At 57.7% G+C, this 26,000-nt stretch carries 20 protein-coding genes and 4 pseudogenes; 9 read left to right on the top strand and 15 right to left on the bottom strand.

Translation table 11 applies throughout. The features are described from left to right. Positions 1–99: 99 nt before the first annotated feature. On the top strand, positions 100–2,250 hold the full coding sequence (locus BLU74_RS11565) for a type B DNA-directed DNA polymerase (RefSeq protein ID WP_089767431.1): 2,151 nt from the start codon (positions 100–102) through the stop codon (positions 2,248–2,250). Between the two features lie 616 nt (positions 2,251–2,866). On the opposite strand, the gene BLU74_RS11560 is transcribed toward BLU74_RS11565, so the two are convergent. After that, entirely contained in the window at positions 2,867–4,156 is a 1,290-nt protein-coding gene (locus BLU74_RS11560; RefSeq protein ID WP_175454632.1) for an orc1/cdc6 family replication initiation protein, read from the bottom strand. A gap of 666 nt (positions 4,157–4,822) precedes the next feature. Between BLU74_RS11560 and BLU74_RS11555 the strand changes: the two genes are divergently transcribed. Beyond that, positions 4,823–6,052 (top strand): RNA-guided endonuclease InsQ/TnpB family protein, encoded by a 1,230-nt coding sequence (locus BLU74_RS11555; protein ID WP_089767429.1) that lies wholly within the window; start codon positions 4,823–4,825, stop codon positions 6,050–6,052. Between the two features lie 526 nt (positions 6,053–6,578). Continuing rightward, positions 6,579–7,898, top strand: a pseudogene (locus tag BLU74_RS11550) (RNA-guided endonuclease InsQ/TnpB family protein). A 110-nt stretch (positions 7,899–8,008) separates the two neighbouring features. Here the strand turns inward: BLU74_RS11550 and BLU74_RS11545 are convergent. Beyond that, on the bottom strand, positions 8,009–8,332 hold the full coding sequence (locus BLU74_RS11545) for a DUF6788 family protein (RefSeq protein ID WP_089767428.1): 324 nt from the start codon (positions 8,330–8,332) through the stop codon (positions 8,009–8,011). Positions 8,333–8,922: 590 nt separating this feature from the next. After that, positions 8,923–9,183: pseudogene (locus BLU74_RS19335) on the bottom strand (RNA-guided endonuclease TnpB family protein); the annotation flags it as partial. 40 nt (positions 9,184–9,223) lie between these two features. Here BLU74_RS19335 and BLU74_RS11535 point away from each other — a divergent pair. Then, a complete protein-coding gene (locus BLU74_RS11535; protein WP_139175749.1) occupies positions 9,224–9,844 on the top strand; it encodes a hypothetical protein in 621 nt (206 codons plus the stop codon). A gap of 391 nt (positions 9,845–10,235) precedes the next feature. Here BLU74_RS11535 and BLU74_RS11530 read toward each other — a convergent pair whose 3' ends face one another. Continuing rightward, positions 10,236–11,111, bottom strand: a complete 876-nt coding sequence (locus BLU74_RS11530) for a DUF8172 family protein (protein ID WP_089767426.1) — start codon at positions 11,109–11,111, stop codon at positions 10,236–10,238. A 176-nt stretch (positions 11,112–11,287) separates the two neighbouring features. On the opposite strand from BLU74_RS11530, the gene BLU74_RS18510 reads away from it, so the two are divergent. Then, a complete protein-coding gene (locus tag BLU74_RS18510; protein WP_139175747.1) occupies positions 11,288–11,617 on the top strand; it encodes a hypothetical protein in 330 nt (109 codons plus the stop codon). Between the two features lie 50 nt (positions 11,618–11,667). On the opposite strand, the gene BLU74_RS11520 is transcribed toward BLU74_RS18510, so the two are convergent. The 3 genes from BLU74_RS11520 to BLU74_RS11510 all read right to left on the bottom strand — a co-directional run bounded on the left by BLU74_RS11520 (position 11,668) and on the right by BLU74_RS11510 (position 14,502). Further along, on the bottom strand, positions 11,668–12,075 hold the full coding sequence (locus BLU74_RS11520) for a MarR family transcriptional regulator (protein WP_089767424.1): 408 nt from the start codon (positions 12,073–12,075) through the stop codon (positions 11,668–11,670). 147 nt (positions 12,076–12,222) lie between these two features. After that, on the bottom strand, positions 12,223–13,539 hold the full coding sequence (locus BLU74_RS11515; RefSeq protein ID WP_089767423.1) for an RNA-guided endonuclease InsQ/TnpB family protein: 1,317 nt from the start codon (positions 13,537–13,539) through the stop codon (positions 12,223–12,225). Positions 13,540–13,701: 162 nt separating this feature from the next. After that, a complete protein-coding gene (locus BLU74_RS11510; RefSeq protein ID WP_089767422.1) occupies positions 13,702–14,502 on the bottom strand; it encodes a DUF8170 family protein in 801 nt (266 codons plus the stop codon). A gap of 115 nt (positions 14,503–14,617) precedes the next feature. Between BLU74_RS11510 and BLU74_RS11505 the strand changes: the two genes are divergently transcribed. Beyond that, positions 14,618–15,106 (top strand): winged helix-turn-helix domain-containing protein, encoded by a 489-nt coding sequence (locus tag BLU74_RS11505; RefSeq protein WP_089767421.1) that lies wholly within the window; start codon positions 14,618–14,620, stop codon positions 15,104–15,106. A 437-nt stretch (positions 15,107–15,543) separates the two neighbouring features. Then, on the top strand, positions 15,544–17,205 hold the full coding sequence (locus tag BLU74_RS11500) for a transcriptional regulator (protein WP_089767420.1): 1,662 nt from the start codon (positions 15,544–15,546) through the stop codon (positions 17,203–17,205). A 54-nt stretch (positions 17,206–17,259) separates the two neighbouring features. Here the strand turns inward: BLU74_RS11500 and BLU74_RS19590 are convergent. Beyond that, positions 17,260–17,385 (bottom strand): annotated as a pseudogene (locus tag BLU74_RS19590) (hypothetical protein); the annotation flags it as partial. Positions 17,386–17,623: 238 nt separating this feature from the next. Then, positions 17,624–17,908 (bottom strand): hypothetical protein, encoded by a 285-nt coding sequence (locus tag BLU74_RS18500; RefSeq protein ID WP_139175745.1) that lies wholly within the window; start codon positions 17,906–17,908, stop codon positions 17,624–17,626. A gap of 86 nt (positions 17,909–17,994) precedes the next feature. Between BLU74_RS18500 and BLU74_RS19330 the strand changes: the two are divergent. After that, positions 17,995–18,232, top strand: a pseudogene (locus tag BLU74_RS19330) (IS6 family transposase); the annotation flags it as partial. 26 nt (positions 18,233–18,258) lie between these two features. Here BLU74_RS19330 and lpdA read toward each other — a convergent pair. The 5 genes from lpdA to gcvT are packed head-to-tail and all read right to left on the bottom strand — an operon-like array spanning position 18,259 to position 24,006. After that, a complete protein-coding gene (lpdA, locus tag BLU74_RS11495) occupies positions 18,259–19,668 on the bottom strand; it encodes a dihydrolipoyl dehydrogenase (RefSeq protein ID WP_089767419.1) in 1,410 nt (469 codons plus the stop codon). Continuing rightward, entirely contained in the window at positions 19,661–21,106 is a 1,446-nt protein-coding gene (gene gcvPB / locus BLU74_RS11490) for an aminomethyl-transferring glycine dehydrogenase subunit GcvPB (RefSeq protein WP_089767418.1), read from the bottom strand. The genes lpdA and gcvPB overlap by 8 nt, the downstream gene beginning before the upstream one ends. After that, a complete protein-coding gene (gene gcvPA, locus BLU74_RS11485; protein ID WP_089767417.1) occupies positions 21,103–22,470 on the bottom strand; it encodes an aminomethyl-transferring glycine dehydrogenase subunit GcvPA in 1,368 nt (455 codons plus the stop codon). The genes gcvPB and gcvPA overlap by 4 nt, the downstream gene beginning before the upstream one ends. A 5-nt stretch (positions 22,471–22,475) precedes the next feature. Beyond that, entirely contained in the window at positions 22,476–22,850 is a 375-nt protein-coding gene (gcvH, locus tag BLU74_RS11480; RefSeq protein ID WP_089767416.1) for a glycine cleavage system protein GcvH, read from the bottom strand. 58 nt (positions 22,851–22,908) lie between these two features. Then, positions 22,909–24,006 carry a glycine cleavage system aminomethyltransferase GcvT gene (gcvT, locus tag BLU74_RS11475; protein ID WP_089767479.1) on the bottom strand — a complete coding sequence of 366 codons (1,098 nt, stop codon included), beginning with the start codon at positions 24,004–24,006 and terminating at the stop codon, positions 22,909–22,911. Between the two features lie 465 nt (positions 24,007–24,471). Between gcvT and BLU74_RS11470 the strand changes: the two genes are divergently transcribed. Next, positions 24,472–25,218 (top strand): IclR family transcriptional regulator, encoded by a 747-nt coding sequence (locus tag BLU74_RS11470; protein WP_089767415.1) that lies wholly within the window; start codon positions 24,472–24,474, stop codon positions 25,216–25,218. Between the two features lie 75 nt (positions 25,219–25,293). On the opposite strand, the gene BLU74_RS11465 is transcribed toward BLU74_RS11470, so the two are convergent. Then, entirely contained in the window at positions 25,294–25,977 is a 684-nt protein-coding gene (locus BLU74_RS11465) for a trimeric intracellular cation channel family protein (protein ID WP_245705785.1), read from the bottom strand. Between the last annotated feature and the right edge of the window lie 23 nt (positions 25,978–26,000).

Below are 26,000 nucleotides of genomic sequence, written 5' to 3'. Positions count from 1 at the left end.
ATGGCGTTGAGGACGCTTTTCGAGCCCGTTTGCTGAAGCCCGGAAGTGACACGCCGTCGCTTATCGGATTCGGATGCCCACTGGGTTGGTGAATAACAAATGTCGTTCACCATCGACTTCCTGGACGACGGCCGCGTCCTAGAGTGGGAGGCAACTGCCGACGGCGCCATCGCAACCGAGCGTCATAACTATACCCCACGCTTCTACGTCGCCCCTCGCGACCCAGAGATCGACCTCGATCTCACGACCCTCCAGTCAGTGTACGACCAGCACCCGGACGTCGTCGCGACCGAGACGGTTGCGCGACGACCGGGCTTTCGACGGGACGAGGAGACAGTCCTCGCCGTCGACGTCGCCCACATCGACCGCGTCACTCCACTCGCTCGGCAGGCGCGTCAACTGTCGGACTATCCAGTCGGGGATCTCGCCTGCTTCAACGTCGACTTTTCGCGAGAGTTTCGGTACTGTCTGGAGACCGGCGCCGATCCGACGCCGGCGAGCGAGCTGTCGACGCTCCGGCTCAGCGTCCCGGTGACCGAAACGAGCAACGACGTCTATGGGGAGCTGTCCGTCGCCGGCGACACCGTCACCGGCTCGCCGACGGATATCCTGACCGCCGTCCAAGAGGCGCTCGACGCACACGATCCGGACGTCCTGGTCTGTTCGACGAGCGAGATCGTCCCGACGTTGTACGAGATGGCGACGGCTGCCGGCGTCGAAGACTTCTCGCTAAGTCGGTGGCCGAATGTCGACTACCAGCAGCTTGCGATCCGGTCGACGTACTCCAGCTACGGTCGCGTCGGTCACTCGCCGGCACGGTACAACGTGCCCGGAAGGGCGATCATCGACGAATCGAACACGTTCTTTTACGGAGAGACGAACCTCGACGGCGTCCTCGACCTCGTGTCGCGCTCGAACAAGCCCGTCCAGGAGCTCGCGTGGGCGTCGATCGGGAACGTGCTCACGGCGATCCAGATCTGCGAGGCCCACGACCGCGGCGTCCTCGTCCCGTGGAACTCCTGGCGCCACGAGTTCTACAAGCCGATGGGGACGCTCCACGACGCCGACCGCGGTGGCTTCATCTTCGCGCCCGAGGTCGGCCTCCACGAGAACGTCCACGAACTCGACTTTTCCTCGTTGTATCCGAACATCATCTGTACCCGGAACGTCTCGCCGGACGTAATCCGGTGTGACTGCCACAGCGACCGCGAGGATGTCCCCGGGCTCGGGTACTCGATCTGCGACGAGCGAGGCTACCTCGTCGACGTCCTCCAGCCGATCATCGACGCTCGCGACGAGATCAAGGCGGCCATCCGTCGCGAGAAGGATCGAGACGACCCCGACGAGGACCGGCTTGCGGAACTCGAAGGGCGGTCGGGCGCGCTGAAATGGATCCTCCTCGCCTGCTTCGGGTATCAGGGATTCAGCAACGCGAAGTTCGGCCGCATCGAGTGTCACGAGGCAATCAACGCGTTCGCTCGCGAGATTCTGCTGACGGCGAAACAGCGACTGGAAGCTGGCGGCTGGCGCGTCGTCCACGGCATCGTCGACTCCATCTGGGTGACGCCGGACCCCGACCTTGACGACGAAGACCGCGAGGACCTCAAGACGCTCGCGACGGCAATCACGGAAGAGGTCGAAATCCGGCTCGAACACGAAGCCCACTACGACTGGGTAGCGTTCGTGCCGCAACGCGAGAGCGACGCCGGCGCGTTGACGAAGTACTTCGGGAAGGTCGCCGGCGACGACGAGTTCAAGATACGTGGTATCGAAGCTCGGCAGCGCTCGACCCCATCGTTCATCGAGGACGTCCAGCGGGACTGTCTCGAACGGCTCGACGTGACTCGATCTCCCGACGCCGTACTCGACCGTCTTCAGGATGCGATCGAGCGCCTCCACGCTGGAACGGGGCCGGTCGAGCAGCTCGTCAAACGGAATCGTGTCTCCAAGCCACTGGAAGGATATACACAAAACACGCAGAACGTGGCGGCGCTGAAGCGGGCTCGCGACCAGGACCTCGCCATCCACCCGGGACAGGACATCGAGTACGTGGTCGTCGACGACGAGAAGAGTTCTCGAGAGCGGGTCGCGTTGGCTCACGAAGAGACGGAGTCGTACGATGCGTCGTACTACGAGACGCAACTCGTCAGAGCTGTCGAGAGTGTTTTGTCACCGCTTGGGTGGGATCGCACGGAGATACAACAAGAACTCGCAGGGGCACGTGAGCCAGAGCTAACCGATTTTCAGTGACCGGGCCACGAATGGTTCAATAGAGAATCACGGTCGCACTCCCTCCCCCCGTCATCGATGTGTAAACCATGAGAGGAGGGAGGGGGTGACGAGAACAGAATGGCGAAAACCGGCGGTGAGACCATTAACACGAAGGAGAGCGTCTCAGCGACGCAATCTATATTCTCGTAAGCGATGCATATTGTCTGACGAAGTTTTATATACAGTACGTTACAATCGCAACCGTACTACATTTAGATGTGAAGGTTAGGAGAAGGGACGCTTCGACTAACCGAACAGGGATGCCCATATCACGCTTCTCGACCTCCTACACGATCTCCCTTGTTTTCAACCGTCTCGTGGCGTCAAGCCCGACTTTCGTGATTTATTCTACGTGAGTTCCCCCTTCCACCCCTGCTGTTTACACATCGATGACGGGGGGTGGGGGTCACGAGACTCCGTGTCTTGATCTCTTTTCCAGTGGGTTAGAAGGATCTGATGCGGAAGTGGCTGCTCCGCGTTCGCTGACTCACCGCCACCAGTTCAGGACTCTCTCGACCTCTCCTTCGCTACAATCTCGACTTTACACATCGAAGACGGGGGGTGTGTATTCTCCACCGGGTGCTCGCCAGGATTCTTACTCCTTGTGAAATTCTTTCAGCTGAGCATTCACGACTGAATTGAGGAGTTCTTCCTGCTGGGCTATTCCTTCTAGGCGTGTATCATCGACGATTCGAGTCATCATCGCTTCAGGATCACCCGTGAATGTGAACTCCATATACATCCCGCCGCCTCGTCCGCGGCTTTTCCGGGATGTTGAAATCAACCCGTATGTCGAGAGTTCTTTGACATATTTGACGTACGTTTCACGAGTCATCTGGTCCGCATCGAGTTCGTTCGTGACCCACTGATAAACTTTGAATCCAACCGGGCTTGGGACGGAACTACCCGTCCGACTCGAGTGATACGCAACGGCTGCGGTTGCGTACAGTGAAATCTTCTTTTGTGTCGTAAGCCCCTCAACGAGCTTCAGCGACCGGTCTTTGTCTATCTCCTCCTGGGATTCTCGGATATGGTCTTCTGTGACCACTTCATCTCTCCGTTCGTCTGCAAGGTCACCAGCACCGCGGAACAGGTCGATCGCCTTCCGTGCGTCACCGTGACTTTGTGCAGCGAACGCCGCCACGAGCGGAATCACGTCGTCCTCGAGAGCATCTTGACGGAACGCATCGCGTCGATTTTCGAGAATTTCGCGCAGCTGGTTTGCGTCGTAGTCAGGGAAGTAGACGTCACGTGGATTGAATGAACTCTCGGCACGTCCGTCGATGTCTTCCATAAATTTTGGATCGTTCGTCAGCGCTGCGACGGACACGCGGCCTTCGATTTCGTTCGTGTTGCTTGCACGCGATAGCTGATAGAGAAGCTTCGAGTATGCGGGTTCGTCGTTTTCGCGCCGGCCGACCAAGAGATCGATTTCGTCGAGAATGAAGATGACCGAATCGTAGTGCTCGTTGATGAGTTCGTACAGACGTCGGTACTTGCGCTTCGTCGAGACGCCGGTCTCTGGAACACCGACTTCCGTCCCAACGTCCTGGGCGACAGTTTGGACGAGTTCGTAGACGGCCTGATCGAGCGTATTGATTGGCTGGCAGTTGATATCGACAACGCCGAAACGTTCGCCTTTGGATTGACAGAGCTCGATGATCTGTTGCGTGACGGCCCCGATGATGAGTGATTTACCTGTCCCTGCGGGACCGTACAGCAGCATATTCGGCGGCCGATTTCCTTGGAGAGTCGGCTTCAGAAACGAGACGACGGACTCGAGTTGGTCGTCACGGCCGACGATTCGCTCCTCATCGATAATGGTGTCAGGCTCGACGAGGTCCCGGTTGACGAACACCGATGCCTCCCCCTCATCATCGAGCATATCACGGATCGACCGCTGAGGGCTCTCTTCAGTCGATTCCTGATTTTGGCTTGCGTCTCCGGCAGCATCCTCACGGGCGGATTCTAACTGCTGTCCATCCGATGTAGAACTAGTTCCTTCATCAAGGGTGGATTGATCCGCCCCTTCTTGATCACTACCGGCCATATGTCTGCTGTACGCCGGAGCATTAAAAAGATTAACCCCCGTCGATGTTTATTCGCCCGTTGTATCCAATATTTCCCGTGAATTCAGCTGTTTCACGGCTCGTCAGTAAGAACCACCACCGAAGTACATCTGGTGGAAGACCCCCCGTCATCGATGTGTAACGCAAAATCGGCGGCCCTCATATGAATTTGCGTATCTGTGATTGCACTTAGTTGTTCCACCCCCCATTATCGAAGTGCAAGCCGCACGTCTGACACCCCCCGTCATCGAAGTGTAAACGCAGGGTCGACTGTCCCCCCGTCATCGAAGTGAAAATCGGTTCAGTTTCCGGCTCTCTTGATGTTCACCGTTTAAATTTCATAGAGATTGCGAGGCGAATACCGCGACCCTTGAGGTCGGGGAGGAAGCTGATACTCGATGACACAAACAACACGCGATAGAAAGGCTGACTCCTCAGCCCGAACAAATACGTTCAAATATATTTACACATACTGATGAAGTATGGAGGTCGTCCGCAACATCCAGCTAAAACTTGACGTCCCCGAGGACGACCACAGCGTTCTCGATAAGACGTTCGAGCAATTCCGCTATGCGGCCCAACACGTCGCTGACGCTGGCTGGAGCGACGACCCCACGGCGATCGAGGACACGAAGAACACACTCCACGACCAAACCTACACAGCGGTTCGGGAGCAGACCAGTCTGCAAGCCAGTCTCGTTCAAAGCGCCCGCAACATCGCCGCCGACGCCCTCGGCACCTGCAAAGACCGCATCCTCGACGACGGCAAAAAGGCAAGCAAGCCCGAGTTCCGAGGCAGTGTCGTCGTGTACAACGGGCGCACCATCACCTACCACGACGATCACGTGACCCTCGCCACTGTAGGCGACCGCGTGACCGCCGAGTTCGTCACGCCCGAAGACGACGAGGGCACGCCGATTGCGGAGTATTGGACGGACGAATGGAAGAAGAAGGAAGCTACACTACACAAGCGTGACGGCAAGTACTACCTTCACATCGCAGTCGAGAAAGACGTCGAACCTGCTGATTCTAGCGACGATTCGACCGAGAACGGAGTGGTTCTCGGTGTCGATTTGAATGTAGACGGATACCTCGCCGTCACCAGCACGGGAGCCTTCCTCGGTAACGCAGACTACCTCAACCACCGCCGCGACGAGTACGAGCGTCGGCGCGGGAACCTGCAACAGACAGGAACTCGTTCCGCGCATCTCACCATCAAGAGCATTGGCTCACGGTTCGCTCGGTGGAGCGCGGACTACCTTCACCGCGTGTCGAAGGCTATCGTCCGTGAAGCCGTGGAGAACGATTGTACGGCGATTGCGTTCGAGAATTTGGAACACATACGGACGCGTATCTCGAACGCCTCGAAGTTCCAGCAGTGGGCGTTCCGCGAACTCCACCGCCACGTCGAATACAAAGCCGAAGAACACGGAATCGACGTGGACGATGTTGCTCCAGCGTACACGTCACAGCGATGCAGTCACGGCGAGTGTGGCTTCACCCACGAGGATAACCGCGATGGTGACGAGTTCGAGTGCTTGAACTGTGGAAAGGAACTCCACGCGGATTATAACGCCGCTCGGAACATCGGGTGGCGTCTTGTCCGGCACTGGCTCAAGTCTGGTGCTGGACGGGCCACCAGTCAACTGGCCCTCAAGTCAGGGACGTTGAAAGCGAACGGCGACCACACGCCTTCCGCCCTGCGCGGATAGAGCGGGAGTCCACTGACAAGCCTCGGGGCTTGACCCCGAGGCGGTTGACCTCTTACACGGAGTCCGGTACGTCCGTGTCATCCCACGGATTGTAGGCCATATTCAATATACAAAACCAGCCGAATAACTCTCTATCGTCGGAATACGGCACATTTACACTTTGCACACGGGGTGTGTGATGAGAACCTATCAGTGGATACACTCGTGATCAGGGGTGCGGTCTGTCTCAAATAGAAAAACCATGCTTCAACTGTGGAACCCTGTTCGACTATTCGTGCGTAAAAACGGCTCTATCGACTATTAACGGCTTAATCTAATCTCAAATTCTTTCTTTCTCCTCACTACTTTCATCTAATTGCGAGAGGGATGTCCCGTTCTCGAGGAAGAACGGAGCGACCAATGGGAGCGAGTAGCGCAGTAGTCCGCGGGGGAGTCGATAACACCTCAACCCAATACGGGCAATATCGATCCAACTCCTGTACGAGCCCAACGTTCATAAAGAAATAATTTAATATGTGAAATGGAGATGGAGGTCATTCGCACCGTCAAGGTCAAGCTTGATGTGCCTGAGCAGCGACGGGACGCCCTCCATCAAACCGCTGATCAGTTCCGCTACTGTGCTAACCAGACCAGTGAATGGGCGTGGCGAGACTCCTCAAACGAATACTGCGTCACCAGCAAAGAGAAAGCCGAAGACGCTCTCTACGACCGTCTTCGAGAGGAAACCGACCTAACGGCCAATCTCGTCCAGAAGGGGATTCGGCGTGCTGTCGAGGCAGTAAAAAGCGGTGTCAAAGCGTGGAAGCGCGGCGATCGTACCAGTCAACCACACTTCGACTCGTGAAGCGTCGTCTACGACAAGCGAAGTGCAACCTTCTACCGCGACCACGTGTCCCTCTCAACCGTTGATGGACGCGTCGAATGTGAATACGTCCTCCCCGACGACACGGATGGAACGCCGATTGGTGACTACCTGCTGAACGAGGACTTCGAGTTCCGCATGTCCACGCTTCAGTACGACCGTTTTGAAGACGTGTTCTACCTCCACGCCCGTATGAAACGCACCATAGCAGATAGCGAAGAAGAGCGTTCAAGTTCGGACACGCACAGCGAGAACCTGACGGTTCTCGGCGTGGACTTGAACGTTGACGGGTACTTCGTCGTCACAAGCACTGGCACGTTTATTGAATCAGCGGACTACCTCAACCATCGTCGGCGTGAGTTTGAGAAGACACGGGGAAGCCTCCAAGATACAGGCACCCGCTCGGCGCACCTGACCATCCAGCAGATGAGCGACCGCGAACACCGTTGGATACAGGAGGTACTCCACTCTGCTGCGAACGACATCCTCCGCGAAGCCCGTCGGGTGGACGCGACCCACGTCGCGTTCGAGAACCTGACGGGTATTCGCGACCGAATGGCGGACGCCAGGCGATTCCACGCGTGGGCGTTCCGCCAACTCTACGAGTACGTCGAGTACAAAAGCGAAGCTGAAGGTGTGGCTGTCGAACAAGTGAGTCCTGCGTACACGAGTCAGCGGTGTTCGAAGTGCGGATGTACGCTGGAGGAGAACCGGCCGTCGAAACATAAATTCTGCTGTCAAAAGTGCGGGTACGAACTCAACGCCGACTACAACGCGAGCAAGAACATCGCTCGCAAGCTTGCTAAGCGTCTCCACTCGGAGCAGACGTCTCCGAGTGGAGGAGCCACCTATCAACTGGCTCTAACGTCGGGGATGCTGAACCTGAACGGCGATTTCCAGGCCTCCGACCGTGTGTCGGCAGAAGGGGAGTCCACCGACAAACCCCTCCCTCAACGAGCGAGGTCGTCAGACCAAGCGAAGTAGGGTAGGGTAGTTGATTCTGGACGAGGGGTGCGTTTACCCCCCTTTTCAAGTGCGCCAAAATCAAATAGCACACGGGGTGTGGGAACTCTATAAACGGACGAATTGCCCTCTCATTCGTCCGGATTGACTGGCCCCTTATACTTGGACGTGACTTTGTCTCCCTCTCGCCACTGCCAGTAGTAGTAGCGGTTGTCGTTAATCTCCTTGATCGTGATCGTGGCCTTCGCCGGGACGTCGTCCGGCAAATCGTCGGGGCGTTCTTCGATTTCGCTTTCATCTGCGTCCTCTTCGAGACGTGCCTCGCGAGCTTTGTGCTCAGCTAGCTCTTCAGCGTAGCGGGCAACGTACTGGAGCTGTTCAGAAGAGGACTCGTTGAGCGTATTGACGAGGTCTGTCGGGAGTTCTGCCGGTGGAGTCGGGGGTTCGTATGACATCGGTTGATCCCGTGTTAACCAACACAGTATGCTATTCCATAGATTTGTTGGTTAAGATAGTGTCGTCGGTTTCTACGCCTGTAGTCTGTAACACCACTCGAAACTCTGACCAAACTGACTACGGGCCGTAACGGCGACATTTAAGACTTGAATATGCTCGTACAGGCTGGCTTGGTCCACGATGTCGCCCGAAATCCACTCAAAGCCTAGATCGAACAGATCTTGCTCGAACTAAAGGGAGAAACGGAGTAACCACTCCGATTGAGGATCCCAACCAAAACCTGACGAACAGATACTACTGCGGGCCGTCGACGGGATATCGGCCGGAAGATTGTCGGGCCGTTCATCGGTCTAGTCGTCATCCGATTCCTCTATGAGTCAGGCCCTGCGAGCTTGGTACTCTGCAAATTCTTTGTCGTAATGTGTAACGTGCTGGTACTGCTCTAGCGAGTAGCGGTTGGGTGTGTTGACGCTATCTGCTGGGGTTCTGCCGCGGAATTGGTGGCTCGTAAGACTTGACCTCCTCCTCAGCGTTCACGCGGAGGAATCCCACCACGGGATTCCAGGCCGAGCGTAGCGGCCTGTTGGTTTCAAGACGCATACGGTCCACGCGTCTCCTGCTGGGTTTCAGCATCTGCGTGGCTGTCTTGTGGCCCGGTCAAAGAGGCCCCATCCGTAGCCGAGTCATCGTCAACGGCCTTCTGCCCGGAATTCCGATCGCTTCGGCGGTGACTCTCTCCACTACGGTAGCGGTCTGCAATGTTTATCGCCCCGTTCACATCGGCTTGGTACTCACCAACCCAACAGCCGTCGTTCGAGCATCTGAACGTCGCCTGTCGTGGCCGGGAGCCCAGTCACACGTCGTGACTGACGGTTCTCGGTTAGATACCAATGACCGAGAATACCGACTCAAACGAATCTCAGAAGCCAGGGAGTGCAAACAGCGGGTGTTCCAACCACACCGAACAGCGATCATCCACTGGATGCCAGGGTAGTGGTGCTTCCCCGTCGTGCGATGCGTGTGACACCACCCAGTACGACAAACTCCACGAAATCTCCCTTGGTGAACGGGCGTATGATGTGTGTGGAGATTGCCTCCAGCTCCTCGTTGACGACGCCGAGGAGTACCACTGGTGGGATCGCCTGACTGAAGCGCACTACAATCGCGCTGCCCAGTTTCTCCGCTCCCTTGATGCAGTCTGGTGTGTCAAAGATCAGGCCTACGCTGGCGGGGAACTGTGGGTCCACACGCCCTATTGTGACGCTGCCGTCGTCAGAGATGTGTGTGACCACTTTGGCTTTCAGATTCGCTGGTTTAGCGTTGTCTACCCCGTTGACGATGGCTTCGAGTGCGTCTCAGAGCATGGGCCCTGTATCGAGACCAACCTCACGTTTACAGCCCACCGTTCGGATCCACTCCCGCTTGAATACGACATTCAGAACGACGTGGCATACCACGAGATCGAGTGGCTCGATGAGTATCGGCGCCTGTTCACGTCGCCTCCCGAGTAGTTCGGACTCGCAGATCGAATTGCCTCTCCAAAATACGGTTGCACAACCGTCCCACTATTTGACGACTCGATCTGTGCGCCAAGAGTCTGTATTCCACTCTACCCGATATGATTATGAATACATCGGAGAGATGAGAATCTATGAGAGTGGACGGTACTACGGGTTATCGACTGTTTGCGGGATCGGTCCTGCACGGTTGACGAGTTAGCCGATGCAATGATAAACGCAAATCGTGCGAGACTTTATCCGTCGGCAGAGCCAAGATTTGCCTGACCAATGAGTCTGGACGACGCGGTTGAGGAGGCTCTCGCAACATACGGGATGTCGCGGAGCGAAGAGGCCGAAGAAACCGGCCGCACGGTCGCGACGCTCCAAGACTAGCCCACGCCGCTTACTCGAGAGTCCGAATTTTCTCTGCGAACTCCGCCTTCGATAGCCCAGGGGTTTCCATTAGCTCGGGGTTGTCGGTGCGCTCAACCGCCTCTTCGACGAATTCGATCCAGAGCTCCTCGTGCGCTGTTGCGTAGACTGTTTTCGCTTCTGCGGGATACATATCCAGCTCGTATGCCGTCAGGTCGATCTGGACCTCGTGTTTCCGCTCAAGCGTTGTCGCTCCGAAATCAGAGAGATGTTTGAGGAGCACATTCTTCCGACGAACCGTCAAGAGACGCTTTGACTCGTTAATATATTCGTTCACCCACTCCCGCCAGTCGTATGTCTCTGAGTCGATTTCCACGGAGGTCTCTGGCATCGAGAAATCGGGAGCGATCCGACGGAGGTAGAACTGAACCAGGGCAACAGCAGTCCGATGGTTCGCATTTGGAAGCGCGTGTTTGAGAATGAGATTTGAGGCGAGACGGCCTGCAACATCAGTCGCGTTACCCTCCCACGACACCCGGTTGAGCGCATCTGGGAGTGCATCGATGTCGATGCTCTTGTACGCTTCAACGGGAACTCCTTCTTCTTCCTCGTTCTGGGCTATGAGCGCTTGATAGATCTCGAGGAGCCGGGCAACGATGGTACCGTTATCAGCACCCATCTCAGAGAGTGCTTCGCCAAGATCGAAGTCGAGATCGCCGACGTCCCCACCACTGACGCGGGAGGTATAGATACCGAAGAACTCGCTGTCAAGATCGTACTTGCGAACCTTCACCGCCACGTCATCGTCGTACTCGACAATCCTGGCAACGATTTCTGATGGAGCCTCGTGGACAAAATCAAGAGAGAACTGATTGTCGCCCGGATGGTGATAATAGACGTGACCCATCTACCTGATTCGCTGTACTTGGAGGAGCATCTTAATTCACGCTACCTTTCGGACCGCCCTGGCATCAGCATTCCATCGAATCGAGTCTCTCCCAGTCGACGTTGATTCGGAGATGATACTCACTGTCGTAGCTTCCCTGTTCGGATCGCATTGAGTCGAGGAGCGGACACCCGCTCGTGAATGACTTGAGGGGCGTCTCACGCGCCGAGAGGTCAATGCCGAGCTGGTCGGCGATAGACGATCCGCTTGGTCGCAGCGCCGTTGTCGGGTCGCTGGAGGCACTTAACGACCGTCGCCCACGAATAGTCTCGATCCTCCGCGACGACTATCGCCTGTACGAGTTCTCGGATACCACCACAGAGTTCGAGATGGTCGGTACAGTCAACCGTCGTGTTTTCCACATCTGCGACGTTCACCGCGGTGTCCTTGATGAGCCTCGACTCGTAGCCGAAGAATTTGATCTTGAGCGGAGCGGCTACGTCCGTGAAGTCGGTCAGTCAGGCTAACCTCCGGGAATAACGGCAGACTATCGCTCCCTATTCTCTGACAACCACTCCTAATCTGGACGGGGCGCGTTCTCGTACTTGACCATCTTCTCGGGCTTATCGGCGATGGTGTCGTAGATCTGCTGAAGTGTCTCCTCCGCGGCGAGCAGATTGTGCGTCTCCAAGAACTCGCGGCCGTCTTCGGTGAGGCCGTAGAACTTCCAGGGATACCCCTGCCGGCGCTGGTCGTCGTCCAAAGCAACTTCCGTGACGATGCCGGCGTCGATCAGCTTCTGGATGTGCTTGTAGACGGTCGCATCGCTCACACTGGGATTGAGCTCCTCGAGTTCGTACATCGATGGGAGCTGTTGGGGGTGAGCGAGAATATCGCTGATAAGCGAAAACCGTGTCTGCTGTGTAATGAAGTGGATGACTTCCCGTGGTGTGGTGTCGTCACCAACACCCGAACCAGCCTCCATACCGATGTATTCGACCGGGCGTAGTAAAGTAGTTTACCCGAGAGTAAACTACCGGGCCGACTCACGATGATGAGTGTACCGCCAAGCGAGTAGGACAGGTTGACATCCTCCTCCGCGTGAACGCGGAGGAATCCCGAGGTTGGGATATTAGGGTTTGGAGTCTCCCACCTCTCGTTGCGGTTGGAATCCGCAGGAGAGGTCGTACAGGGAGACTCCGGGCTGTGCCAACCAGCCGGTACTCCTATCCCCGGACAACTGCCCGGTAGACTCGGAGTTACTTTCTTCGTTGATGTCCAGACGGATGTTTTCCGCCCCGTTCACGTCCGCGTTGAACGCCGCATCACACGACTCGCAGACGTACAACCCGCGTTCGACACGCTGACTGTCGTCTTCTCTTCCACAAACGCAACACGTTTTACTCGTGTCACGTTCGGACACTTCTATGACCTCGATGCCCTCAACTTTCGCTTTGTACTCGAGGATCGACGTGAAGCGGTCGAACGCCCACCCGTGTAGGTCGAGGTTGCCGTGCCGACCCCAGTTCTTCGACTTGCCGTTCTCGTCCTCGCGGACGCCTTCCAAGTCCCCGATATTGATGCGACCCACACTACGCTCGATACATTTCTCCACGATGTGTTTGGCGAGACTGTGGAAGAAGTGGGTGCGGCGTTCCGACCATTTGTGATGAAGTCGCGTGGCCCTGTCGCCACTGCTGTCGTCACAGTTGGCGATTTCTTTCGGGAAGTAGTACCCGTCCTGTTTCAGGCGGTTGCCGGGATAGAGGTCGGCGTCTTCGGTGCTGTAGGCGACAGCGGCGAAGTTGCTGATACCGAGATCAATGCCCGCAGTCTCGGTTCCGGGAGCATCGGGAGTCTCGATTTCGTCCTTGCAGACGAGGTGTAACTCCCATCGCTCCTTTGTTTGGTCGTAGACAGCACGAACCTGTTGCAGGTTCTCAACCTCGACGCCGGGGCGTGTCTCGTATTCGACAAGGATGTACTCCCACGCTTTCGGATGTTCTTTGTGGCTCGCTCCCTTGGAGAGGCGGACACGGTTGTTCTTAGTGTCGTGTCGGATGCCGTTCTGTTTCCACGTCACCGTACTGCGTGGGTGTTCTTCGTGGACGCGACGACCCTGTTGGTCGTAGTAGTTTTGTTTGCGGTAGCCGGGCGGATTGTCCCGTTCGTCATCACTGGAGTACCACGAGTTGAAGGCTTCAGCGAGTTCCTCCAGAACCCGCTGACTGGACTGACTGTGCAGTCCCTTGTACTTGTCGTGACCTTTCAACTCGTTTTTTAACTCCTCGTGGTCGGGAATCTCCCCGGTCTCCTCCCAGACTTCTCGGGAGTGGTAGTTGGCGACGTTCCAGAGTTTGCTGGCACTCCACCCGTGTCGGTCAAGCGAGCCCTCTACCTGACTGTAATTGAGGATTTTCGCTCGATGGGTTCGGTGGACTTCCAGCATTCTGAACGCCTGTATAATTGCTTATAATCGCTTCTCTTGTAAAGAATGGGATTGAGAATGGTGGAATATCCAGTCCTGTCGAAGTCAGTAGAACGTGTCACGGAGTGACGGCGCGTATCCACGGCCTGATGGCCGTGGTATTGCGCCAATTCAGCGTATAATTCACTGGCCCTCACGCTCTTCCCACTCCGGACGTGGTGTCGGGGACGGGAGTTCGTCAACCACAGTTCGAAGTTCGTCCTCTGTCGTCCACGGGAAGCACCGTTCGTGGAGTTCGAATTTACGGAATTTGTTGAGATGGACCCAACTGTACGTTGCCGGCTCTTCGCCCTCATCTGCGCGGTCGTCGATCACATCCCACACCTCCTGTTCGTCGATGTCGAGACCGTTCTCTTGGGCGCGATCAACGAGCGACTCGACGTTTGCTTGGACTTCATCCGCCGACAAATCGTCTGTGAACGCTATCTCAAGGGCGGCCTGAACGACGTGCTGTGTCGAGTCAAGGTTCTCGTCAGTCACCCACGCGTAATCACGTGGGAACACGTACGACTTGTCGAAATACGGTGGGTCATCGGTCTCGCCCAATTCAGGCGACTCCCCACCACTCTCCTTCTCGAAGACACCGACGATGTAGTCGCTGTACGTCGCGAGCAACGAAAACATAATATCGAACGTATTAAGCCGGTCAGTCGGAAGTTCGAGGAGATCACCCATAATGAACGGATAGGCACCGAGCTGCTTCGTGAGTTCGTTTTGGACAGCGCGAAGCCGGCGGATATAGGGGTCGCGATAGCTCCCCAAGATGAAATACGATGTCCGCTGACTCCAGAGATACGGCAATTCACGCTGGGTGAACCGCCAGATTTCCCGTTTCTCTGCAGGCTCAAGTTCGATGCCCCCGACGGCCTCGTGAACAACGGTCATAATCTCCCCAGCGTCCGGCGGCGGGCTTGGGCCGGTCATGAGCTGCCGATTCAAACTACACCATCTTATCCTTTCTGAACCACTTTGGTTTTTTCTGAGTTAACCAACTTGGATAACCCGAACCGTTATTGCGTCGCTTCTCGTACCAGCACGTATGAGCGAAACCGACACTGGTGCGGCCGATGCAGGGCCGTTCGCGGAACAGCAGCGGCTGTTCAAGCTGCTGTCCCAGGATACGCGCCATCTCATCATCCAAGAGCTGCTGGGCCACCCCGCCCATCTAATGTCGCTCGCCGAACTCGAGTATATGACCGGGAAGAGTCAGGCAGCCATCAAAGACCAGTTAGAGACGTTGATCGACGCCGGGCTCCTCGCACGCTACACGTACGATCCAAGCGAGGGGAAACGTGATCTCCCCGCCCAGTTCTACGGATTCACGGAGCGGGGCGTCGAAGTCCTCCACGACTACAAGTATCTCCGTGGGCTTCCGGTCGCACGCGCCCTCTACGAAAATACGCGCAAGACCGAGAAAATCGAGCGCCACGAATCGGCCCCTCGCCCGGAGCTTCCCGACGCTGTTGCGGAAGCCCTCGAGTTCGACGAGCCCGATCTCGACGCCGTCGATGGTGGCACAAACCCATAGTTCGTCGTTGAACAGCACCGTTCTCGACGCTGCAGAGAAGGTACGCCGACTTCGTGCTTGGTCAGCGTATCCGAGGCGGAACCTCCAGCTTCAGGGAGTGGACGAAGCGAACGAGTAGGCCACAGAGGAAGCTTGGCGAAGCGAATGCCAGCGCTGTGAGGGAGTAGGGTGGGGGAAGCTTACAGCCCACCGTTCGGATCCACTTATGCTTGAATACGACATTCAGAATGACGTGACGTACCACGAAATCGAGTGGCTTGATGAGGATCGGCGCCTGTTCACGTCGCCTCTCGAGTAGTTCGACTCGCAGATCGAATTGTCTCTCCGAAATACGTTTGTACAAACGCCTCACCATTTGACGACCCACACTGAGCGTCCGGTATCTGTATTCCATCCTCACCGATATATTTATAAATACATCGGTGAAATTGGAATATATGAGAGAAGCGGAGCTACGGGTAATCGACTGTTTGCGGGATCAGTCCTACTCTGTTGGCGAATTAGCCGATGCCATCGATAAAAGTCAGAGCTGGACGTCGGAGGTCGTTGGCGACCTCGAAAACGCCCATCTTGTAGACCGAACTGACGGCGTCCAACTGGCCCCCACATACGAAGCATCACTGCTTGCCGAGCTCCTCGACCGCTACGCACTCGAGAACGTGCTGATAGGGACGAAAGAGGACATTTTGGGTGCGCTGCTCGACGGTCCGAAGACGATTTCGGAGTTACAAACACAGGGGTTCGCCAAGTCCACGCTCTACAAGCATTTGAACGAGATCCAGGAGACGGGTGCGATCGCACACACGGACGACGGGTATGCTATCACCGATGACACGCTTCGGTCGTTCCTCGAAGCGAGAACCCGAACGACACCGTTCGAAACCGAATATCGCGCGAACAGCGACCGACTGGTCGCAACGAGCAAGGACACCGTCGATGGGACGCCGACTGCGTTCTCGGCGTTCACTCGCTACGGTGTTGACTATCACCCAGCGAAGACCTACGTCTATCACGGTGATCGGTCGCTGGGACTCGAAGCGGTTCTGATCCATGCGGTGACCGTCGCTGAGACCAAGAAACAGATGGCGATGGCTGGCGTGTTCTATCTGACGCACCGCGCGAGCCTTGACGCCAGCGACTTGTGGCGGCTCGCACACAGGTGGGAGTGTATCGAGAAATGGGCAGATCTCTTTGCATACATCGATCAGCGGGAGGTCCACCACGATGAGCTCTTTCTCCCGTGGGAGGAATTCATCGATCTCGCGAACGATTATGGGGTCTATCCGCGCGGCCAACATCCGGAAGATAGCCTTCGACGGGGGCTCGAAGAGCTTGGCGACCACCTGGAGACGCCTGTCGACGTGTATCTTCTCGGAGGCGGCAACCTCATTCTGCGTGGGTTGAAAGATTCGACGAAAGACGTCGACATCGTCGTTGAGGACGGACAGACGTTCTTTGCAATCGCCGAAGCGCTTCAGGACCTGGGATACGAGGAGCGTAGTGACTTGGAAGCGGCATACAACCAGCTTGATCCCAGTATTGTGCTGGAGAAGGAAGGGTTTCCGCGCTGGGATATTTTCGTGGAGGCGGTCGCCGGCCAGCTCCAGTTGACGCCGGCGATGATCGAGCGGTGCGACCAATCATTCGAGTACGGCAATCTTCACGTACATCTGCTCTCGCTGACCGACATCTTCGTGTTCAAATCGATTACGGAACGCGAAGGCGATCTCGAAGATGCCGCACTGATCGCCAGACAAGCCGGCCTCGACTGGGAGAGCATCTTCCGAGAGATCAAGACCCAGGAAGATCGCACTGGCCAATTCTTCTCGTTTGCTGTGCTCGATACGCTCGATGTCCTCGACGAGCGACACAATATTGTCGCGCCAATCACGGACCGGCTCGTCTCGTACTGTCTCGAGAACGCGTTGCTCGTCTCGCTGGAGAGCCCGAAAACGATCGAAGACCTCCGAAAAGAGCTGGACTTCCCCGATCACCGAATTTATAATAAACTCCGGAAGCTCGAAGAAGAGGGACAGATCACCGTCGATCGTAGCGGTCGGCTCAATACGTACCAGCAAGCTGAATCAACTGACCGTTGACGGCGTTCGCGTACACAGAGAACGATTAACCAACATAAGCTGTTCGGAGCGGATTTATTCTATCCCTGAAATAGATGATTCAATAATATTTTTCATCCCTCGTTTGATCCGACCCCTGGCTGCAGTTGTCGAGATATCTAAAGCCTCTGCGACCCCCTCAAGGGTGATTTCGCTAGGTTTTTCGAAATAACCCTATTATATGCACATATAAGTGCCTCCCGCTGTTTATCTGTCATTCCACACTCAGGTTCCTCAGTACCCTCGGATAACTGATGTACTTTACGTACCTCAAATCGGAATGACTGATCGTTGGCGTATTCCCAAACAGATTGAAGTGATTTTTTGTCCGGTAGCTGCCATCGTTCGATCCACCCACCGTGGTGATGGCGCGCGGTGAGTGCAAACCCGTTGTGTTCAGTCACTTCGGACCCCAGAAGTAGCGTTTAGGGGAGAATTCAATACCGTAGACAGGCCACTCCTCATAGTGAGATACTCGCTGAGCATATTTAACAGTATGATCGGTCGCTAGTTCGCGCTCAAGGACCTCACACTGGTCAGTCTCCATAATGAAAAACGATTTGTCACTAACTGGGTCAGTGCTTACTTCTTGTAGAACGCGGATAGTTATATCTGGTAGTGATCCGATAACACCTGCCAGCGCCATCTCTGGATGTGAAAAGTACACTTTTGCGATGATTGGCATACTTGTGGAAGTACAACTACCGTCTCAACCTTCAAAAGTTGAACCGATGAGAACTAACGCTTTTGCAGAAATATTCCTTCGGGAACCGCAGGAAACACTACGTCGACGACGCTGTGTTTCTCGTTGCTGAGCCGATTCCGCTGAAAGAGGCCAGCCACCGATACGGTCCCGATTTCAGATACGAACACCACGGAAACCGCAATAGCATCGAACATATCTTTCGTGAAATTAAGAACTGATTCGTTTACAAACCATTTTTCCCACATCGATCCAGAAACAGCTGATGACTGGCTCAGATTCTTCGTATGGAATCCGCTTATCTGAAACACTACCCACCGGGCAGGAGTGCTTCAGCGGTTGAGTGTGTGGATTGCGAGGGCTTGGTCGTTAGCTGCAGACTCCTGGATTGCCTCTGAGAGCGTCGGGTGAGGGTGTATAACTTCGGCAAGCTCCTCAGTGGACAGACCCTTTTCGACAGCGAGAGTAATTTCGGAGATTAATTCGGAAGCCTCCGGCCCGACGATTTGCCCGCCGAGCACGACGCCGTCGTCACTGCTCACAAGACGGACGAATCCGTCAGTATGCCCTGTCGTGAGCGCCCGACCGCTGGCGCGCATCGGGAATTCCCCGGTCGATACGGTGTGTTCGGTCTCTTCGGCCTCTGCTTCGGTCATACCGACGGTCGCGATTTGCGGCGAGGTGAAGGCGACAGCGGGGACAGCCCGGTCGCCGGACGGAGGATCTCGACCGGCAATCTCGGTAGCGGCGATCTCGCCCTCCTTCGAGCCGGCGTGTGCGAGCATCGGTTCGCCCGCCACGTCACCGACAGCGAACACGTGATCGACGTCCGTGCGCCCGTATCGGTCCGTCGGAACGAACCCGTCCTCGTTGGGTTCGAGGCCGATTCGGTAGAGATCCATCGTCTCGGTCACCGGTGTCCGACCCACAGCGACGAGCACTCCATCAGCCTCGTACGCTCGCCTCTCGCCGCTCTCAGCGTCTTCGGTGCTGACCGAAACACCCCGGTCAGTAGAGCGACACTCCGCGGCGAGTTCGCCGTAGTTCGTCTCGATCCCGAGCGCTGAAGCGGCCGACGAAACTGGGGCGACCAGGTCCGACGGGAACGCGGGCATCATCGAATCGAGGGCCTCCACGACGGTTATGTCGACGCCGAGTTTCGCGAACAGCATCGAGAGTTCTATTCCGATGTACCCCGCCCCGACGACCACGAGGCTGTCCGGCAGTTCGTCGAATTGGAGCGCTTCCTTGGCATCGTGCACGCCCGATCGATGAAACTCGAAGCCGGGGAGTTCGATCGGACGGCTTCCCGTCGCTAACACGGCATACTCGAAAGTGAGTCGCTCCGAATTGTCGTCGGACCGCTCGACACGAACCGTGTGCTCGTCCTCGAACGTCGCTCGTCCGTCCACGAGCGAGACGCGGTTGGCCTTGCAGAGTTTCTCGACGCTCCGGTTCATATTTCCGACGACATCGTCCTTCCATTCGACCATCTGCTGGAAATCGACGTCGACCTCGGCCGTGATCCCCATCTCAGACCACGTCCGAGCGTTGTGAGCGACGTTCGCCGCCGAGATCAGCGCTTTCGAGGGGATACAGCCGCGGTTGAGACAGGTCCCGCCGAGGGCGTCCATCTCGACGAGTGTCACGTCGAGGTCGTACTGTGCCGCTCGAATCGCGGCGACGTACCCCGCCGGACCCCCGCCCACGACGAGGACGTCCGTGTCGAACTGCTCACTCATCGTGTCCCTCCACGTCTCGCCAGGAGAGCTGGGGGTTCCGGGCAGCACTCGCCTGATCGATTCGCGCCGCAGCGGTCGTCGTGGGCGCCTCTGAGAGCTCTTCGGACGTCTTTCGGTCCGTCTCGGTAAACGCCGCCGCAAGCACGTCGAGCTGTTCCTTGCTCAACGCTTCCGTGGGCTCGGTCATCAGTGCCTCATCGACGATTTCCGGCCATTTAGTCGTCGGGGGATGCACCCCCTCGTCGAGCATTCCTTTCGCGAACTCCGCCGCGTCGACGTCACCGGCACTGGCGACGAATTCGTGGTGGAACGGTCCGTACGGGATGTCGAGATCGACCTGGGAGGCGAGATAGTTCGCGTTCAGGACGGCCATCGCCGAGGTGTCTTTCAGACCGCCGTCGCCGAGCCGAGAGATGTACGCGTAGGTCTTCAGGAGCACCAGCCAGTTGCCGTGGAAGCCGTGAACCTTCCCGATACTCTCTTCGGGCTCGTAGAACTCGAAGGACCCGTCTTCGGCCTCGCGGACGTGCGGGTCGGGGAGGAACTCCGTGAGTTCCTCGACGACGCCGATCGGTCCGGCGCCCGGGCCGCCGCCGCCGTGCGGCGACGCGAACGTCTTGTGGACGTTGTAATGCATAATGTCGAAGCCCATATCGCCGGGTCGGGCCCGTCCAAGCAGCGCGTTGAGGTTCGCCCCGTCGTAGTAGAGCAGCCCGCCCGCGTCGTGCACCACGTCGGCGATGTCGGCGATGTTGCGTTCGAAGAGCCCGAGCGTGTTCGGATTCGTGAGCATCAGTGCCGCCGTCGAATCGCCCACGGCCTCTTCGAGCGCTTCGAGTGGTACCCGCCCGTCATCGTTGCTCGGAAGTTCCACGACGTCGTAGCCGGCCATCGCCGCGCTCGCGAAGTTCGTGCCGTGCGCCGACGCGGGCACGATCACTTCCCGCCGCTTTTCGTCCTCGTCGTTCGACCGGTGATAGGCGCGCGCCACGAGCAGGCCGGTGAACTCCCCTGCCGCCCCGGCGGGCGGTTGCAGAGTCACTGTCTCCATTCCCCCGATCTCCGCCAGATACTCCTGGAGTCCGTGGAGCACCGCGAGAGTCCCTTGGGCGTACTCGTCGGGGCGGTCGGGATGGATCGCGCCGTCGTCCAGCCCGGCGACGTCCTCGGTGAACTTCGGGTTGTACTTCATCGTACAGCTTCCCAGCGGATAGGGGCCGTGTTCGACCGAGTAGTTCATCTGCGAGAGCCGGGTGTAGTGGCTCGCGACCTCAGGTTCGGCCGGTTCGGGGAGAGTCAGTTCCTCGCGGACCAGCTCGTCGGGGAGGTCGACGTCATCGTGGGAGACTGTCCCCGTTCGCTTCTCGGACAGGAGCGGTTCGTTGACCGGTTCGCCGCTGTCGGTTTCCCGCTCCCAGGTGGCCTGTCGGTAGTTCATTCGAGCACCTCCCGGACGGCCGCGACCAGGTCGTCCACCTCGTCGTTGTTGGTTTCTGTCACGCAGACTTGGATCTCGAAGTCGCCCGCCTCGTGGACGAGGAAGCCTCGATCCGCCAGTTCGGAGACCACGTCGGCGGCGGGACGCTCCGTGCGCGCGACAAACTCACGGAAGTGGTGACGGTCGTCGACCGGAGCCGAGACACCGTTGACATCGTCGAGTCGAGCAGCGGCTTCCGACGCCGTCGTCACACAGTCCTCTGCGAGATCCGCCAGTCCCGACGCACCGAGCGTGGCGATGTGAATCGCCGTTCGGAGCGCAACCCACGCCTGATTCGTACAGATGTTCGAGGTGGCTCGCTCCTTTCGGATGTGCTGTTCTCTGGTCTGCAGCGTTAGCGTGTAGGCACGCCGTCCGTTGGCGGTTTCACTCGCCCCCACCAGCCGTCCGGGGACCTGTCGGAGATACGCCTGCTTGACGGCGAACAGACCCAGTCCCATCCCGTGGCTGGCTGAGAGACCGAGGACGCTTGCATCACCGATGACGATGTCCGCACCAACTGTGGCCGGTTCCTTCAGGAGCGCCAACGCGACGGGATCTGATCCGAGACAGAAGGCCGCGTCGTGGTCGTCCGCGAGGGACGCGACCTCCGGCAACCGCTCTTCGATCGCGCCGCGGGTCGTCGGTGACTCGGCGTACACCATCACGACGTCTTCGTCGATCAGGTCCGAAAGAGCGTCGAGGTCGGTGTTCCCCTCGTCGAGCGGGTACGTCTCCGTCGTCAACTCCGCACCGTCGGCGTAGTTTTCCAACACGCTGTGTCGCTCCGAGCGGATGGTTTCGGGCACTAGTATGCGCGATCCGCTGGTCTCTCGGACGCGCGCGGAGAGCAGGGCCGCCTCGCCGAGTGCGGTCGCGACGTCGTACATTGAGCAATTGGCGACCGGGAGCCCCGTCAGCTCGACGATCATCGACTGGAACTCGAAAAGCGCCTGGAGGAATCCCTGCGTGGTCTCCGGTTGGTACTGCGTGTAAGAGGTCAGAAACTCCGACCGCAGCGAGAGGTAGTCGACGACCGACGGCACGTAGTGGTCGTAGTGGCCGCGACCGAGGAACTCGGTCCCATCGGCGTTCTGTCCGAGCAGATTTTCGATGTCGCGTCTGACCTCGAACTCCGATTTCGCCTCGATATCGAAGTCGCCGTCGAACGTGACCGCCTCCGGGACGTCGAACAGTTCTTCGACGCTGTCGGCGCCGATCGCCGAGAGCATCGTATCCACCTCTTGTGGCGTCTGGGGGGCGAAGGGACTCGATTCGTTCAGTTCGTCTGACTGGTCCGTCTCGTCGTGTTGTATTCGTTGCATTGTCGTTATTCGATCTGCTCGCGATATTCGTCCGCGTCTAGCGCGTCGTCCGGTACCGCTCCGTCGATCTCGAAGAGCCAGCCCTCGCCGTACGGATCGGTGTTGAGCAGTTCCGGCCGGTCGACAACGGCGTCGTTGGTCGCGGTCACCGTCCCCGAGACTGGGGAGTAGATGTCCGAGACCGCTTTGATGCTCTCGACGACGGCGCAGGCCGCATCGCGGTCGAGGGCCTCGCCCACGTCCGGTAGTTCGACGAAGACGACATCACCGAGTTCGTCCTGTGCGAAGTCGGTGATCCCGACCCGCAGGACGTCCTCTCTGTCGTCGATCCATTCGTGTGAGTCGGTGTACTGTAAGTCGTCGGGTGTCTCGTACGTCATCGGTTCTTGGGTTTGCTGTGTGCGTCGTTCGTCATCGTCGCTGTCGGTTCAGTGTGTGTCACTCGCCACACGACTCGAGGAACGGCGTGTCGACGACGGTCGCGTCGACGGACCGGTTGCGGACCGACACGGCGATTTCGGTGCCGGGATCGGCGTACTCGGCGTCGACGTATCCGAGGGCGATCGGGATTCCGAGCGTGGGACTCATCGTCCCGCTCGTCACCCGACCGATAGGGGCGCCGTCGGAGAGCATATCGTATCCGTGGCGGGCAATCGCTCGCTCCTCGAGGCGCAGTCCGACGATCCGTTCGTCGACCCCGTCGTCTCGGACTTGTTCCAGGGCCGACCGGCCGACGAAGTCTCCGTCGTCGAAATCGACGACGAATCCGATACCGGCCTCGAAGGGGTCGTGCGGTTCGCCCTCCGGGTCGAAGTCCTGTCCGGAGAGCAACAGTCCAGCTTCGAGTCGGAGCGTGTCCCTGGCTCCGAGCCCACAGCGCTGAACGTCGTCGAACAGCCGATCGATCTCTTCGGCATCGCTTCCGGAAAACAGGATCTCGACGCCGTCCTCACCGGTGTATCCCGTGCGGGCCACGAGACACTCGACGTCGCCGAGCGATGTCTCCGTCACGGTGAACGGATCCAACTCTTCGATCCGTTTATCTGCCGCTTCGGCAACCCGGTCTACGGCTTCGGGCCCCTGTACCGCGATCATTCCGGTCTCCGTCGTTCGGTTCTCGAGGGAGACGTCGAGGTCCCAGCCGTCGGCGTACTCGCGCAGTTGATCATCCAGCTCCTCGTCGTGTCCGGCGTTCGGAACGACGACGTACTCGCTGGCCTCCGGGTGATCGTATACGACGATGTCGTCGAGTATGATGCCGTCAGCCTGGAGAAAACACGAGTATAGTGCCTCGCCTGGATCGAGACTTCGTATGTCACTCGGGGTGAGCTGCTGCAACAACGTCTGTGCTTCGCCCCCGTCGACAGCGATCTGTCCCATATGACTCACGTCGAACAGCCCGACGTCGTCTCGAACGGCCCGGTGTTCCTCCTGGATGGAGTCGAACGAGACCGGCATCTCCCACCCGCCGAAGTCAGTGAAGTCTGCTCCCGCCCGAGAGTGAGATTCATACAGCGGTGTTCGTTTGGATGACACAACCTTCATTATACAACTGCAAGTATTTATGCGTTTTTTACTCAGATAATTACCTGAACGTTTTATTCTGTTTCGCACTATTTCGCTATGTGTGAATGCCAGTCGCAGAGAGATAGCCCCCGCCTGCGCCAGTATCGAACGACTAGGTTCGGCGACTGCACCAGATACGCGCTTTCAGCGCGTTTGGAGGTATATTTGACTCAGATAGCGGTTCGAGCGCCCCCCGGTCGTTTGCCTCCGGTTCGTTGCTCCCGAGACGGATTTCGCTTCTGCGAAATCGAGAATGCGTACATTCCGGTCTAATTCCCGAGTAGCAATCCAATCGGGAATTTATCGAACGGCTGGCGATGAGAATACAATTCTCTGGTACGTGGAGGCCCACCGTTTCCCGGAATCAGGCTCCGAAGCGCGGTTAAAATTCGCCTCTCGTGAATATTTATAAATCCTCCTCGCAAACACTCGACTATGCCCGAACACGGACGCGAACTGACGACGACAGCCACCTCGCTCCGGATCGTCGACGTGATCAATCAACTGGAGGGAGCCCGGATGAGTGAGATCGCCGCAGAACTGGATCTGGCCAACAGCACAGTTCACGCGCACCTGACGACGCTTGCCAACCGAGAACTCGTTATGAAGGAGGGGAACGAATTCCATCTGGGGATCAAGTTCTTCCACCTCGGCGAGCAAGCCAGACACCGGAAGCCGGAGTACGAGATCGTACGACGGCACGCCCACGAACTGAGCAATCGACTCAACGAAGAGGTCGCGTTCGCAATCACCGAGCACGGTCGGTCGGTCATCATCTTCGACGAGAACAACGACCCCGCGAAGGAGGGCTTCCAAGTGGGACGGTACTTCCATATGCACAACTCTGCGAGCGGCAAGGCGATGCTCGCGGAGTGGTCCCGCGAGCGCGTCGATGAGGTACTGGATCGGTGGGGCCTCCCAGCGGAGACTGAGAACACGATCCAAAGTACAGAGGAACTCTACGAGGAACTGGAGCGGACCCGCGACCGGGGGTACTCGCTCAACCGCCAGGAGGCCCTCGAAGGACTGATGGCGGTCGGAATGGCTATCACGAACCCTGACGGGAGTGTGCTGGGCTCGCTCGACGTGTCGGGACCGCCGTATCGCCTCTCCGAGGAGCAGATCGTCCCGGAGTTGAGCGAGACAGTCACTCAGATCGAACGAGAAATCGAGTCCCGGTGAACGCCCGACGGCGCATCCATACTGTTCTTTCGTGACCTTTCGACGGTTGTCCCTCCCGTTAGTGATACAGAATCATCAATCGCCGTCGAATCTGAGCAGTAGTTCCTCCAGTGATTGGGCAGTCGGGAGTTCCCAGCCGCGGTTGACCGCGGCCAATCGCGTCCCGACGGTAACTGCCGCACAGAGTGCCGCAGCGATGCCGTCAGTTGTAAGCGCAGTCGTAACGACCCAGTAGGTGCAACTGCCCAGCACCGCACAACTGGCGTAGAAGTCTGTCACGAGAATAAACGGAGATCGATCCAACAGAAGATCCGCGAACGCCCCACCGCCGGCTGCGTTGATCGTGGCGATCGCGACCACTCCGAAACTCGAGAGACCGGCCTGCGTCGACACGATCGCGCCCGCGGTCGCGAAGGCACCAAGTCCGACGGCGTCTGCGAGCATCGTCACCGGATGATCGTCCGGGGAGTTGAGGACGATGTTCAATCCGACCGCGAGAACCACGCCAAGTATTCCGAGGCTTATCTCGCCGAGTGAGCTCAACGACAGCGGAACTCGGTTGACGAGAACGTCGCGGGTCGTCCCGCCAACAAAGGCAGTCGCGAGACCGACGACGGCTACTCCAAACAGGTCAAACTGTTCGCGTATCGCCTTTACGGACCCGACGAAGGCGAACGCGACCAGTCCGATCGTGTTCATCCCCGCAAACGGGTCCGTCAGGACGCTCTTCACGATTTCTTGCACTGATGGGTATTGCATCGATACTGACTCTATTCAACGCT

The organism is Halobellus clavatus, from assembly GCF_900107195.1.
Classification (GTDB): domain Archaea; phylum Halobacteriota; class Halobacteria; order Halobacteriales; family Haloferacaceae; genus Haloquadratum; species Haloquadratum clavatum.
The sequence above is the reverse complement of the archived record's forward strand: the minus strand, read 5'-3'. Positions and strand labels throughout refer to the sequence as shown.

Excerpts from the sequence above, each read along its gene's own strand:
- gcvH (WP_089767416.1), bottom strand. The coding sequence starts at position 22,850 with ATGACGTACGAGACACCCGACGACTTACAGTACACCGACTCACACGAA.
- BLU74_RS11530 (WP_089767426.1), bottom strand. The coding sequence starts at position 11,111 with ATGGGTCACGTCTATTATCACCATCCGGGCGACAATCAGTTCTCTCTT.
- BLU74_RS11500 (WP_089767420.1), top strand. The coding sequence starts at position 15,544 with ATGAGAGAAGCGGAGCTACGGGTAATCGACTGTTTGCGGGATCAGTCC.
- BLU74_RS11515 (WP_089767423.1), bottom strand. The coding sequence starts at position 13,539 with ATGCTGGAAGTCCACCGAACCCATCGAGCGAAAATCCTCAATTACAGT.
- BLU74_RS11555 (WP_089767429.1), top strand. The coding sequence starts at position 4,823 with ATGGAGGTCGTCCGCAACATCCAGCTAAAACTTGACGTCCCCGAGGAC.
- BLU74_RS11545 (WP_089767428.1), bottom strand. The coding sequence starts at position 8,332 with ATGTCATACGAACCCCCGACTCCACCGGCAGAACTCCCGACAGACCTC.
- BLU74_RS11470 (WP_089767415.1), top strand. The coding sequence starts at position 24,472 with ATGCCCGAACACGGACGCGAACTGACGACGACAGCCACCTCGCTCCGG.
- BLU74_RS11535 (WP_139175749.1), top strand. The coding sequence starts at position 9,224 with ATGACCGAGAATACCGACTCAAACGAATCTCAGAAGCCAGGGAGTGCA.
- BLU74_RS11520 (WP_089767424.1), bottom strand. The coding sequence starts at position 12,075 with ATGGAGGCTGGTTCGGGTGTTGGTGACGACACCACACCACGGGAAGTC.
- BLU74_RS11505 (WP_089767421.1), top strand. The coding sequence starts at position 14,618 with ATGAGCGAAACCGACACTGGTGCGGCCGATGCAGGGCCGTTCGCGGAA.
- BLU74_RS11465 (WP_245705785.1), bottom strand. The coding sequence starts at position 25,977 with ATGCAATACCCATCAGTGCAAGAAATCGTGAAGAGCGTCCTGACGGAC.
- gcvPB (WP_089767418.1), bottom strand. The coding sequence starts at position 21,106 with ATGAACTACCGACAGGCCACCTGGGAGCGGGAAACCGACAGCGGCGAA.
- lpdA (WP_089767419.1), bottom strand. The coding sequence starts at position 19,668 with ATGAGTGAGCAGTTCGACACGGACGTCCTCGTCGTGGGCGGGGGTCCG.
- BLU74_RS11565 (WP_089767431.1), top strand. The coding sequence starts at position 100 with ATGTCGTTCACCATCGACTTCCTGGACGACGGCCGCGTCCTAGAGTGG.
- BLU74_RS11560 (WP_175454632.1), bottom strand. The coding sequence starts at position 4,156 with ATGCTCGATGATGAGGGGGAGGCATCGGTGTTCGTCAACCGGGACCTC.
- BLU74_RS18500 (WP_139175745.1), bottom strand. The coding sequence starts at position 17,908 with ATGCCAATCATCGCAAAAGTGTACTTTTCACATCCAGAGATGGCGCTG.
- BLU74_RS11510 (WP_089767422.1), bottom strand. The coding sequence starts at position 14,502 with ATGACCGGCCCAAGCCCGCCGCCGGACGCTGGGGAGATTATGACCGTT.
- gcvPA (WP_089767417.1), bottom strand. The coding sequence starts at position 22,470 with ATGCAACGAATACAACACGACGAGACGGACCAGTCAGACGAACTGAAC.